This window comes from Niameybacter massiliensis (assembly GCF_001282685.1).
GTDB classification, from domain to species: domain Bacteria; phylum Bacillota; class Clostridia; order Lachnospirales; family Cellulosilyticaceae; genus Holtiella; species Holtiella tumoricola.
Genome location: NZ_LN875034.1, coordinates 20,078 through 33,715, shown reverse-complemented (window position 1 = coordinate 33,715; position 13,638 = coordinate 20,078). Strand labels below are relative to the sequence as shown.

At 28.4% G+C, this 13,638-nt stretch carries 12 protein-coding genes; 4 read left to right on the top strand and 8 right to left on the bottom strand.

Annotated elements, in window-relative coordinates; translation table 11 throughout:
• Window positions 1-122: 122 nt before the first annotated feature.
• Both BN2390_RS02765 and BN2390_RS02760 read right to left on the bottom strand, forming a co-directional pair.
• The gene (locus BN2390_RS02765) at window positions 123-1,835 is read right to left on the bottom strand and encodes a proline--tRNA ligase (RefSeq protein ID WP_053982822.1); all 1,713 of its coding nucleotides are present in this window, start codon (window positions 1,833-1,835) and stop codon (window positions 123-125) included.
• 338 nt (window positions 1,836-2,173) lie between these two features.
• The gene (locus BN2390_RS02760) at window positions 2,174-3,973 is read right to left on the bottom strand and encodes a polysaccharide deacetylase family protein (protein WP_053982821.1); all 1,800 of its coding nucleotides are present in this window, start codon (window positions 3,971-3,973) and stop codon (window positions 2,174-2,176) included.
• Between the two features lie 394 nt (window positions 3,974-4,367).
• On the opposite strand from BN2390_RS02760, the gene thiT reads away from it, so the two are divergent.
• A complete protein-coding gene (gene thiT / locus BN2390_RS02755) occupies window positions 4,368-5,054 on the top strand; it encodes an energy-coupled thiamine transporter ThiT (protein WP_053982820.1) in 687 nt (228 codons plus the stop codon).
• 17 nt (window positions 5,055-5,071) lie between these two features.
• Here thiT and BN2390_RS02750 read toward each other — a convergent pair whose 3' ends face one another.
• From BN2390_RS02750 to BN2390_RS02735, 4 genes are all read right to left on the bottom strand, one after another.
• Window positions 5,072-5,359, bottom strand: coding sequence for a YkuS family protein (locus tag BN2390_RS02750; protein WP_053982819.1), 288 nt, complete (start codon window positions 5,357-5,359; stop codon window positions 5,072-5,074).
• Between the two features lie 288 nt (window positions 5,360-5,647).
• Window positions 5,648-6,157: a DUF4446 family protein gene (locus tag BN2390_RS02745; protein ID WP_053982818.1), complete on the bottom strand. Its 510-nt coding sequence runs from the start codon at window positions 6,155-6,157 to the stop codon at window positions 5,648-5,650.
• 26 nt (window positions 6,158-6,183) lie between these two features.
• Complete coding sequence (locus BN2390_RS02740; protein WP_053982817.1) at window positions 6,184-7,062, bottom strand: ParB/RepB/Spo0J family partition protein; 879 nt, start codon at window positions 7,060-7,062, stop codon at window positions 6,184-6,186.
• A complete protein-coding gene (locus tag BN2390_RS02735) occupies window positions 7,059-7,829 on the bottom strand; it encodes a ParA family protein (protein ID WP_053982816.1) in 771 nt (256 codons plus the stop codon). Before BN2390_RS02735 ends, BN2390_RS02740 begins: the two co-directional genes overlap by 4 nt.
• Window positions 7,830-8,013: 184 nt before the next feature.
• On the opposite strand from BN2390_RS02735, the gene BN2390_RS02730 reads away from it, so the two are divergent.
• Window positions 8,014-8,514, top strand: coding sequence for a hypothetical protein (locus tag BN2390_RS02730; protein WP_053982815.1), 501 nt, complete (start codon window positions 8,014-8,016; stop codon window positions 8,512-8,514).
• Window positions 8,515-8,523: 9 nt separating this feature from the next.
• Complete coding sequence (locus BN2390_RS02725; protein ID WP_053982814.1) at window positions 8,524-10,128, top strand: hypothetical protein; 1,605 nt, start codon at window positions 8,524-8,526, stop codon at window positions 10,126-10,128.
• Window positions 10,129-10,191: 63 nt separating this feature from the next.
• Here BN2390_RS02725 and BN2390_RS02720 read toward each other — a convergent pair whose 3' ends face one another.
• Both BN2390_RS02720 and argS read right to left on the bottom strand, forming a co-directional pair.
• On the bottom strand, window positions 10,192-11,088 hold the full coding sequence (locus tag BN2390_RS02720) for a diacylglycerol/lipid kinase family protein (protein ID WP_053982813.1): 897 nt from the start codon (window positions 11,086-11,088) through the stop codon (window positions 10,192-10,194).
• Window positions 11,089-11,470: 382 nt separating this feature from the next.
• Window positions 11,471-13,180, bottom strand: a complete 1,710-nt coding sequence (gene argS, locus BN2390_RS02715; protein WP_053982812.1) for an arginine--tRNA ligase — start codon at window positions 13,178-13,180, stop codon at window positions 11,471-11,473.
• 189 nt (window positions 13,181-13,369) lie between these two features.
• Here argS and BN2390_RS02710 point away from each other — a divergent pair, with 189 nt between their 5' ends.
• The gene (locus BN2390_RS02710) at window positions 13,370-13,585 is read left to right on the top strand and encodes a hypothetical protein (RefSeq protein ID WP_053982811.1); all 216 of its coding nucleotides are present in this window, start codon (window positions 13,370-13,372) and stop codon (window positions 13,583-13,585) included.
• Window positions 13,586-13,638: the final 53 nt, after the last annotated feature.

The window sequence follows — 13,638 nt, the reverse complement described above, 5'->3', positions numbered from 1 at the left end:
CTAATATTATATGCAATTTTCTGTAAAATAAAAATAAGTACTCTATGTTTCCTCGAGTACTTATTTTGTCCTATATTAATTTTACTTATTTATTATTAAAAAAATGGCTTTATTTATCAATCCTATAATTGATTTTTAAGTTCTGTGATAAGAGTTTCTACCTCTTGCTCAAGATCTGAAATATTAATCAATTTTTTAACTGATTTATCTCTTGTCATTAATTCAACTTGTCCATTTTCAAGATTTCTTTCACCTACTACAATACGTACTGGAATACCTAAAAGGTCTGCATCTGCAAATTTCGCACCTGGTCCCATATTACGATCATCCATGATAACTTCCCATTTATTATTTAGACGGTTATAAATATCTGTTCCAACTTCATTCATATCTATTTTTTTGCTACCTAATACACAAATGTGTACTTGCCATGGTGCAACTGAAATTGGCCAAATTGGACCATATTCATCATGATGAGATTCAATGATACAAGCAAGTAAACGTCCTACTCCTATGCCATAACAACCCATGATAGGTGTTTTTGCTTTTCCATCTTTATCGGTATATGTCATATGCATACTTTCTGTATATTTTGTGCCTAACTGGAATATATTACCCACTTCAACCCCACGTTTGAATTGAAGCTTTCCATTACAATGAGGGCATGTATGACCTTCATTTACTTGAGCCACATCATGGAAGCTTTCTACATTTATATCTCTTACTATACTTACGCCTGATAAATGATAATCATCTTTATTAGCCCCACAAATTAAATTTGTTTCACCTTCTAATGAACTATCAAATATAATTTGTGCATTTCCTGCATTTAATCCTACAGGCCCAATAAAACCAAAGTTTAAATCAACATTTTCGTAGTTTGTAAGCGGTGTAACATTTGCTTGAACAACTTTACTAAGTTTAGATTCATTTACTTGTAAATCTCCTCTAACAAATACAATAAGAGGTTCTTTTCTACCTTCAACCTCGAATACTGCAGCTTTTAAAAGTCTATGTGTTTCTACGCCAAAGAAATTTGCTAAAGATTCAATATCTTTAATGCCTGGTGTATGATTTTCTTTTATTTCTTCTTCTGCAATCTCATATTTATCAAGTTTAGAAATAGCTACTTCCATATTTGATTGGTAATCACAAGAATCACAGATAATGATTGTATCCTCTCCAATATCAGTAAGTAACATAAATTCATGTGCTACTTTACCACCCATCATACCTGTGTCTGATTGAACACATACTACTTCTGGCACACCAGCTTTTCTAAATACATTATGGTATGCTTGTAAACATTGTTCATAGTATTGTTCTAAATCTTCTTGAGAAGTATGGAATGAGTAAGCATCTTTCATTGTAAATTCTCTTACACGGATAAGTCCCCCACGCGCTCTTGGTTCATCTCTAAATTTAGTTTGAATTTGATAAATCATAAATGGATATTGAGCATATGAACGCGCTTCTGTACGTGCTAAATGTACTGCTGCCTCTTCATGTGTCATACCAAGAACCATATCTTTTCCTGAACGATCTTTGAATCTTACAAGCTCATTACCTACACCTTCAAATCTACCTGATTCTTGCCATAAATCTGCTGGAAGTACTACTGGGAACATAACTTCTTGCCCATCAATAGCATCCATTTCTTCACGAATAATATCTTCAATTTTAGTTGCAATACGCTTTGCTGGCATTAAAAGTGAGTAAATACCATTCGATACTTGTCTGATATATCCGCCTCTTAATAAATAAATATGACTAATACTTGTTGCATCACCTGGTTTTTCCTTAATACGTTCACCTAATAATTTGCTAAGTAACATGATCTTCTCTCCCTTAATTTCATCATTTTTAAAATTATAGACAATAAAAAAATCCCTATGCATTGCTGCATAGGGACCAAATCGACATTCGGTGGTACCACCCTGATTATGATAAATTCTAAAGTTATCATCACTCTTTACTCTATATCGGCAGTAAACCGTTACGCTTAATCACGTAATGCTCCGAGCTAGGACAATAAGTCTTTTCTTTAAGAGTCTCTCAGCCGGTGAACTCCTTTTCTGTTAAAGTATTAAACTTATTGATTTCTCTTCATAGCGTTAGTGTATTATAATCATATATTGTAATAAGTATTCTTAAAAAAATCAAGGATTCTTTTTTATTTCATTGTTAAATTTTCTATTTCCTTAAGCAACTCTTCAGGAGTAGTAGTATTTGCTACATGTATACGTTTAATATCTTGGATTTCTGTACTACCTTTATATTTTACTAAATTGGTTACTTGTAAGTTTACTCCTATACTTTCAATCCATCTTTTGGTCTTATAATTATGCTGGAATTGTGGATAAGCAAGTACTTTTACATCTCTTTTCCCTAGATTCTCTTCTATTTTTTCAAATGATAAACTGGCTTCATAGATTACTTCACCATATGGTAATTGATCTAATAAATTATGAGAGTAAGTATGACTTTGTATATCAATTAATCCACTTGCTTCCATTTCTTTAGCCTGATCCCAAGTAAAATGAGGCATCATCGTATCTATCCCAACATACTTAGGTGTTATAAAGTATGTTGCTTGCATATCTAATTCTTTTAATATAGGGTAAGCAATCGTATAATTACTTAAATAACCATCATCTGTAGTAAGGATAATGGGTTTCTGCGGCAGTCCCCCTACTCCTTCTAAATAATCTTTTAGATCTTTAAAGTTTATAGTAGTATATCCTGCGTTCTTTAAAGCAATGAGCTGCTCTTTAAACAACTGCGTACCTACTGATATACTCTGCTCACTATCTGATTCACCAACTTCATCTTTAAATTCATGATACATTAAAACAGGTATATATAGATTATCATAACTACTTTTTTCTTCTACTTTATAGTTCTTAGATACACGCCTTTGTCTTTCACCTATACTTTTATTTCTTTTATTCTTTAAATAATATGTTTGTACTATGACGTCTTCTTTATCTCTATATTTAATAATTATTTTTAACCTATTTACGCCATCTACTAATTCATACTCATCAGCCATTAACTTAAAAGGATAACGATACGTCTTTAAAATAGTTTCTTCATTTAATTTATAATCAATTTGTTCAATATTTTCATCATACTCTGGCATAAAACTTACTTTATTTGCTTCATCTGATATAACAATACTTATGTTATCTTTATTCTCTAATGGTTCATGTCTATACTCTTTATTTGAAAGAATCTCATTATAGAATTCTATGATTCGATAATGTGCCGTATTAACATTCCCCTGTTGAAATACTACTGTTATATTAGGTAGTTTCATAATGGTAGAATAATATAGTTGGCTCATTAAATCTAGCTGTTCACTAAGTTCTTCTTGTTCTTCTAATATATAGTCATTAACGATTATTTCAACTTCTTGCTTAAAATGTATAGATAGTTCTTCTAATAAATCCATATCTTCTTTTTGCTTTATATCTATATAAGCATATTTAATTGGTATATCCTTATAGACTTGTACGGCTTTATCTAATGGTATAAGTACTTCTATATTTGTATACTTTCCTTGTATTAATTCTACTTGTTTATATATTTCTTTTAATTCTTTTTTATTTATATCTTTATCTAGTTTCAAACTCACTAGTATTGTTTTACATTCTTTATACTTTTCCCCTATTATTTCTAATTTATTTTTAATGTTATCAGTAGGAGTCTCCAATATTTGGATATATGTATAATCATGATTACTACTTAGATTTTCATAGTTAATACTTGTCCATTTAATCCTTTTATTTTTGCTAGAATAAACTTCATTTACTCCAAATTCTATTGGCAATTCTTGAACTTGATGGCTAGAATAGATTTTTAATTGATCTTCACTATTTAAATTATGTTGAATTATAGTAACTGTTCCCCATATTGTCATTACTATTCCTATTACTCCGGCTAAATACTTAATATATTTAAATTTTTCCATTCCCTTCTCCTTTTATAATCTCTTTAAATATATTCTATCATACCTAATACACTTTTAAAAATCATGCTCTCTCTACTTTAAAGAGACTGTATTATTAGTAATATGAATGTTATAAGTTTTTTTCATTGACTTGTATATAAAAATGAATTAATATAAGGATAGATAATAAATAATTATTATAAACTAAATTAATATTTATAAATATGCTAGGGGAGCCCAAAAGGGCTGAGAGTGCATTTTAGCAGACCCTCAGGACCTGTACACAGATAATGCTGCAGCAGGGAAGTGTGTAAAACATTAGATAGTAAATATAGCACAATAAGTGTGTTCTTTATTATCTTTATTTTATATTAAATCCTCCCTTAACATATTTATTAAAAAGGGAGGATTTTTAATGTCAGATTTTTTATCAGGTCTTCAAGAAACCCCATCTATGATTTGGGTATGCTTAAGTATTTTTTTAATTGTGTTAGTACTAAGTATTATTATTAAAACTACAAATAAACAATCCGTAGGGCCTAAACTAACTACTAAAACTTTAGCCTTTGGCGGAATGTGCGTAGCTCTTTCATTTATTCTTTCTTATATAAAATTGTTTGAAATGCCTCAAGGTGGTTCTGTAACTTTAGTAAGTATGCTACCTGTTATGCTTTTTGCATTTGTATGTGGACCTACAGCTGGTATTATTGCTGGTTTAGCATATGGTTTCTTACAATTTTTCCAAGGTGCTTATGCTGCACACTGGGTTTCTATTTTACTAGATTACCCTCTTGCTTTTGCATGGCTAGGCCTTGTAGGTATTATTCCTAAAACAATCAAGTCTCTCCAGATTAGATTTGGCATTGGTGCTTTTATTGCAATAATAGGTCGATTCTGTATGCATTTACTATCAGGTGCAATCTTCTTTGGAGAATATGCTCCTGAAGGTATGAATCCATGGATTTATTCAAGTGTATATAATGCTGGTTATTTATCTGTTGAATTTATTACTACATTAATTATAGGTATTATTATTTTAACAACACCTATTTATAAATATTTAAAAGTTTCTTTTATGCCTTCAACTACTAGTACTTTATAAATGTTTCACGTGAAACATTAAAAAATATTCTTATATAAACGCTCAGAGAGAATTTTTTCAATCTCTTTGGGTGTTTTATTTTTTGCATTTATCATTAATACACCATGCCTTATATCTACATGTTCATTTTGTGCTAAGTTTATTAAGTTATTTTGCATTTCTACAAACTCTTCTTCATTATTCTGTTCATAGATACAAGCATGTACTGGCCCTATATATTGGTCAGAATTATATACTTCATATTTCCCTGTATTTTCTAAGTACTGCTTAATATAATAAAGGCTATTATCTACTGTTACAACCATATTTTTCACTCTCTTTCTCTTTTTAACTTATTTTAGCCAACTTATAAAGATTCATACTTTATCTATCAAAAAACATCTCAGATACTTGTAATATTAATAATCTATTAGCTATAATCTGATTTAAATATGGCTAATTTCCAAACTATAACGCTATTATTTAATATGAATGTATTTAATATCTCATTTCTATTCTGTTAGAATCTAAGATTTTTATAATTTCTGCACTATATAATATCTAATTCAAAAAAGATGGCTAATATGATATAATCATACTAGCCATCTTTCTTATTATTTAACTGCTTTATTATTTTCTATAGCTAATCTAATAGCTTCCTTTTCTTCATCTGACAATTGATAAGTTGATGTACCTGATTTGATAGGTTTTGAATAAATATATGAACCATCTCTACTATAAATACCATTTAATACAAGCCCATTATCTTCTGCATCCATCATTGCAATTGCAAAAGATAAATCTGCTCCCACTTTTTCTATAGCATTATATCTTACAACGCCTACTTTCTGTGTACAATACTTAATTTCATTACTTAATTTATCAATTTTATCTAATATCTTTTCTTCATTATCTTTTACTTGATTAACTTTTTTTGCATAATGAATCAGTAAATTTTCCAAATCTACATCATCTTTTATCATAAATCTTTCATACTTACGTTGTATCTTTTTCATTTTTATAAAACTTATGATAAACATAATAAATAGAATAAAACAAAATACTACTAATACCATAACTATGTATAACATATATGGTTCAATTAAAGCTATAACATTTTCCATACAATCTATACTCCCTTAACTTATGACTACTGTATCTTACTAAGAATTCTTTCTAGTTCTTCATGATTATAAAACTCAATTTCTATTTTCCCCTTACGTTTTCCTTGAGTAATATTGACTTTTGTTCCTAAAGATTTTTGAAGATTTTCTTTTACCTCATTAATAAATACATAATTACCTTGCTGTCTTTCAAGTACTTCTTCTTTCTTTTTAAGTTCTTTTCGTTTACTAATTTCTTCTTGATTTATTAATTGTTGAATATATTTTTCAGTATCTCTTACAGTTAAATCATTCTCAATAATATAATTTACTGCTTCTTTTTGTTGGCTAGCATCTTTTAAAGTTAATATAGCTCTTGCTTGTCCATAACTTAATATACTATCCCTAACTTTTTGTTGAATATCTGTAGGTAATTTTAATAGTCTTAATATATTTGCAATTTCTGATCTACTTTTCCCCACTCTTTTAGAAACTTCTTCTTGAGTATAATCAAATCGTTCCATTAATAGACTATATGCACAAGCTAATTCCATACTATTTAAATCAGATCTTTGGATATTCTCTATAAGTGCAACTTCTAATACTTGTTTATCATCAAAATCTTTGATCAAAATAGGAATTTCTCTTACCTTAGCAAGACGTGCTGCTCTATAGCGTCTTTCGCCTGCTACTATTTCATATTTATCACCTTTAGTTCTTACAATTAATGGTTGTAAAATACCATGTTCTTGAATAGAAGCCATTAATTCAGTTAATTCTTCTTGATCAAAGTTTTTTCTAGGCTGGTCGTAATTAGGCTCTACCTCATTAATATCTACCATTTTAATGCCTTCATTTTGATGATTTAGTGCTACTTCTTCTGATAATAAAGCATTTAAGCCTTTACCTAAGCCTTTTGGTCTCATTTTTTCTTATTCCTTCCTAAAAATTCTTTTGCAAGTGCACGATATTGTTCTGATCCTTTGCATCTCGAGTCATAACTTATACATGACATTCCATAACTTGGTGCTTCACTTAAACGTACACTTCTATTAATTTTAGTTTCATAAACAAATTTAGCAAAATGATTATTTACTTCATTAACAACTAATGTTGAAAGATTAGTTCTTGTATCAAACATAGTAAATACAATTCCCTCTAAGGCAAGTCCCTTATTCGTTGATTCTTTTACTAACTTAATTGTTTGCATTAATTGTGATAGTCCCTCTAATGCATAATACTCACATTGCATTGGAATCAGAACAGTATCTGCTGCTGTTAATGCATTAATTGTTAAAATATTTACCGCTGGTGGACAGTCAATAAAAATAAAATCAAATTTATCTGTAACTTTTTCAAGTGCTTTCTTTAATATAAACTCTCGTTCAGCTTTATCAACTATTTCTATCTCTGTACCTGCTAAATTCATATTAGAAGGGATTACTTTAATTTTCTCATTAGGCGAATCATAAATAACCTCTTCTATATCCTTATCTTCTGTAAATACATTATAAATTGTATATGGCATACGATTCTTAACAAGCCCGCATCCACTTGTCGTATTACCTTGTGGATCAATGTCTACTACTAAAACCTTTTTCTTTTTTTCTACTAAGGCTGCTGCCAAATTAATTACTGTCGTAGTTTTACCTACGCCCCCTTTTTGATTAACTACTGAAATGATTTTACTCATGTAGGTGTACCTCGATTTCTTAATTTATAACGCATATTTTATAATCAGTATATCATAAAATATTTAGTTATTACATTATTAATATCTTTTTATCATAAAATATCTTATATGAATAATATAATAGCATAAGCAGTTAATAAATTTTAATGTTTCACGTGAAACATTTGTCTTTTGGAGTAGAAAAATGAAAAAAAATAAATTCAGTTTACTATCAAAATTTGTATTTTTAATTACCATTATATATATTACTATTTTTATTAATTATCACTTTTATACACCTGATATAGGAAGTCTTGATATAATAATAGGTGCTGATACAGATAATGTAGAAACTGTACAACTTACTATTAGTCCAACTAAAGATTTAAAACATTATTATATTTTATTATATGAAGATGGTTTACAAGATAATTGGTTATATTTTATTTCCAATACCTATAATAAGGAAGCTCAACATATACTTGATGAAATTTTACCTCAACATACTAGTAAATATGTTTTTGTTGAAGGCTCTCCTAATAAAGATACATATACTTTTACAATGAAATCTAAATATCCTATTAATCACTTGACAGATCAAAATCATACTTTTCATGCTTATTTAATTGTACCTTATCGCATATATCCCTTTCCTAAATTCTACTATGCTAAGCATCAAGTCTTTTTTATTAATTTTAGTATTTAGGAGGCCTTTATGAAAACAATACTTGTAATTTTATTAATTATTTCTTTAGCACTTGAAGCTTCAAAAAAACAAAATGAAAAGGAATCATTTTTCTTTGTAAAATGTGTTATTTATCTATTTTGTAGTAGTATACATTCTATTATATTAGGTATACCTGCACCAATAGGGGCATGCATTATGTATTTTTTCTCTCTTTTTGATCCTAAAAATCATATTTTTAAAATTAAACTTATACTACTAGGCCTATTTATATTTTTACTATCTGTATTTAACTTTAGTAGCATTACTGCACCACTACAAAAAGCCTATTTAACTACTTGTACATATAATGTATCTAAAATAGAAGTTTATAGTAAATCCAATGATCATTCTAAATACTTATTTTCAATATCTAATGAAGATCAAATCAATAAGTTAACACAGAGTATTCAAGATAGTGAACCTTATGCAAATTGGTATCATAAGACTTTAAATGATGATATGGGATACTTATTAAAACTTTATTCTTCTCAAGGTATTAATGATGTTTATATTAGTTTATATCCTACTGATGATTCTAATATCTATATAGGTAAGTATAATTTAGCCTATAATAATTTAGATATTCTTTCATATGTGGATCAATTATATTCTAGAAATCCAACTATCCTTACATTAAATACAACTCAAAATGTCTCTATTAATATTACAAATTCATCTTTACTTTCAAATTTATGGAGATGTATTATTTGGAATAAACCTATTGATGAAATTAATCGACCTGAAGAAAGTTTTAGTATTCCTGCTTATCTTTTCTTTGAAAACTATCTAGGTTGTAATTTAAATTTTTCATCAGATTTTAATTATGCCCAACTTGTAAATGGTGATATTATTGCTATAGACCCTTTCCTTCAACATATGTTAAGCGAACAACTTATTTTATCAGAATTAGATTTAGTAACCGAATTCCAAACATTTGATAGTGCACATACTTCTAATTATAATTCTACTAATACAAACTTTACTATAGAAAGAGATCCTAATGATCAATATTATGGACTCTATCATTATAATTACAAAAAAGATGAAAAAGTTTTTCTACATACAGTTAACTCTGCTTTTACTAAGTTTTTTATACTCAAATATCCTTATATATTAATATTAGACCATAATAATAAGTCTGAATATTATTTGATGCTTATTAATCAAAATGTACCTGATAAACATCGATATATCTCAAAAAATGAAACAATCCTACCCAAATCACTTTCAATCTGTCCCCAGAATACTAACTTTGCATATATTGCAGAACATGGACAAAACTCTTCACTCTTTTTGGTTACTGATTATTATCATTCACCTAAAGTTATTGCAACTGGTGGTATTATTGACTCATTGTTTCTCTCAGATGATTATATTGTTTTTACACAAAAAATGGATGATTTAAATCTATTATGCGTATATAGTATTGAGCATAATCAATTCATTAAGTATACACCTATTCCTGGAGATATTACTCTCATTAAAGCAGCTGATAATAAAGTTTATTTTTGTGTACAACAAAAAAATAATAATAATCTTTATGAAGGTATTTTTTATATTGATACATTCCTAAAGATCTATAAAATTGATTAGAAATAGCCTATTACAGATTAGATATACTTATCTAATCTGTAATAGGCTATTTCTATTATATATTTATTTTTTCAAATAAAATCTTAATAAATTTTGTTTTGCTTCTATGCTTAGTGGGAACTTTGGTCCTTCCTCCCCATCTACATCAGTAACAAAATTTTTCTCCTCATTATAACATCTTATATTTACTCTATTAGTTACCCAATAATCTATATTGGGATCTGTTAAATGCTCTCCTTGTAATACCTTTAAAAATAACATAGGAATATCATGAATTTCTACTTTTTTTATTCCTATAATATCAAACTCTCCATCCTCAATACTTGCATTTTTAGCCAATCTAGTAAATCCTCCTGCTGCTTTTCCATTGAATACTAGAATAAGTATATAATCTCCTCTAATCTTTATATCTGGTAATTCAATTTCTAAATCCATCGCTTGATAGTTTTGAAGTTCTTCAAATCCCTTTACATAATATGCGAGTTTTCCAAATTTCTTTTTTAACTCTAAATCCACAATATGTGATATACCACTAAACAACCCCATATTACATACATTAATAAAGTATTGATTATTCACTTTACCTATATCTACATATTTAATTTCTCCACATTCAATTAAATTTAAAGCCTCCTCTATATCATTTGGAATATGAGCACTATATGCAAAATCATTTGCTGTTCCTAATGGTAATACTAGTATAGGAATATCTATTTCTTTTTGCATCATACCATTTACTACTTCATTGATAGTTCCATCCCCACCTGAAACAATTATTAAATCTAATTCTTTCTCTTCTAAATGATCCACAATATATTTTCTAATACTTCCTTTACTTTGACTTCTATACAATCTTAATTCATATCCTAGCTCTTGTAACCTTTCTGCAATATGATCTACTAAATTTATAATTTGTCGATTTCCTGCTTTAGGATTATACATTAAAATAGCTTTTTTCATCTCTAAAATCCTCACTTTACTTCTATTCATCTTATAATTATCAAGCTTATTTATTTATATTATTAGGCTTGTTCTTTTATTTCATTTTATGTTATTTGTAATCTAATTTTTATCTTAATACTTGTGGATAATTTAATATTTTAATTAATCTAATTCATTATTTACAATACTTATAGAATTTTATACTTATTCACAGGGTTGTTGATAAGTTGTTTTTTTTATAATTTATTTTTTCATGTGGATAATTCTATTTTAAATTAATAATATTTATTTATTATAAACTCCTAATATTTATCCACAATATTTTTTATTTTATTTTTTATAAAGTTTTCCACAATATAAAAACAGGATTAATTACTATAATTAATCCTGTTTTTATATTTTACATCTGTTCTGGCGCTTTAATACCTAGTAAATAAAGTGCATTTTCAAGTACATATTTAATACTCATAACAATTGCTAGTCTTGCTTCTTTTACTTTTTCATCCTCAACCAAAATAGCATTGTCATGGTAGAATTTATTGAATGCTTGTGCTACATCTACAGCATATCTTGCCATATATGATGGTTCATATTTATTTGCTGCCTCTTCTATTGTTGTTTTAAAATCAGCCAACTCTTTAATTACATTAACTGTTGCTTCATCAGTTAAAATACTGTAATCTATAGAACCAAAATCATGCCCTTTTTCAATACCTGCTTTTCTAAGTACGCTACATGCTCTTGCATGAGTATATTGTACATAAGGACCAGTTTCTCCATCAAAGTTTAATACACGCTCCCAAGAGAATTGAATATCCTTGATAATGTTATTATACATATCATCAAAGATAACAGCTCCAATACCTACTTGCATCGCTATTTCCTCTTTATTTGGAAGCTCTGGATTCTTTTCTTCTATGACTTTTCTTGTTTTATCTACAGCTTCTTTAAGGATATCTTCTAACAAAAGAACATTACCTTTACGTGTAGATAATGATCCTGATTCCATACTTACCATACCAAATGGCACATGTACAAGATCTTTAGCCCAATCATACTCCATTTTATCAATTACTTTAAACCACTGAGCAAAGTGAAGATTTTGCTGAAGTGCAGTTACATAAATACATTTTTTGAAATCATAAGTGGCTTTACGGTACTCTGCCGCTGTAATGTCACGTGTTGCATAGAGTGAACTACCATCTTTTTTAGTAATAAGACATGGTGCCATATTTTCATCATCTAAACGTACAATTTTAGCACCTTCACTTACTTCAATAAGGCCTTTTTTCTCTAATTCTTCAATAACAGCAGCCATTTTATCATTGTAAAATGCTTCACCATTGTAACTATCAAATGTTACTCCAAGCATTTTATAAACACGCTCAAATTCTTTTAAGCTAATTTCTTTAAACCAGCTCCACAGCGCTAAAGATTCTTCATCACCTTGTTCCATTTTTGTAAAGTAATCACGTGCTTCTTGTTCAAGCTCTGGATTTTTTTCTGCTTCTTCATGGAATAATACATAAATTCTAAGAAGTTCAGCAATACCTTTTTCTTCAACAGCTTCTTTACTAGAGTAATTTTTATAAGCTACGATAAGCTTACCAAATTGAGTTCCCCAGTCTCCTAAATGATTTACACCTATACAATTGTATCCTAAGGCTTCATAAATACGATATAAGCTATGTCCAATAACGGTTGAACGAAGGTGTCCTACGTGGAATGGTTTTGCAATATTAGGTGAAGAATAATCAATTACTACATTTCCTTTATCCTTAACTGTTTCTAATCCATATTGATTTTTTTCTGCTAAAACACGTTCAAGTACACTTTTTACTAAGTCTTCTTTATTTAAAAAGAAGTTAATATAAGCATTTACATTTTCTACTCTTGATAAGTAACTTACTTCACCAATTTGTCCTACAATATCTTGTGCAATCATTGGTGGTGCTTTTCTTAACTCTTTTGCAAGTTTAAAACAAGGAAATGCATAATCTCCCATATCAGTATTTGTAGGTACTTCTATCATATTGTATATTTCGTCTTGTGTTAAACAAGCAATATGTGAACTTAATAACTTAGCTATTTCTAATTTAAAATCACTCATGTCCGATCTCCTTTTACTAGACTTTTTTTGAATAGGCCTTTATACATAATTTCTATTGTACATAATTATACATTAGATAGCAAGGTACTATTCTAAGCATTGTCTAGTTTTAGCGTATTTAAACATTTTAATTGCATATACTAATTTAACTAGTATCATAATAAATTTTTCTATAAATAGGAGCCTCTTATGTCTAAGAAAAAATCTAAATCTATTATATCTAAAACTACAACTAGTGAACCTATTACTCATGTTCCAATCTTAAAAGACTGTAATACAGAGCCTAATGGGCCTTCTCCTATTCGTAATGATGGTATCTTTATCACAAGTACCGATTTTAATGATGGTTTTGCATCTATTAACACCGTTCGCTATGGTGAAGAAGTAGATGTTGATGACTTCTGATTCTAACATCAAAAAAGTAGTATCATATTTATGATACTACTTTTTTGCAATTC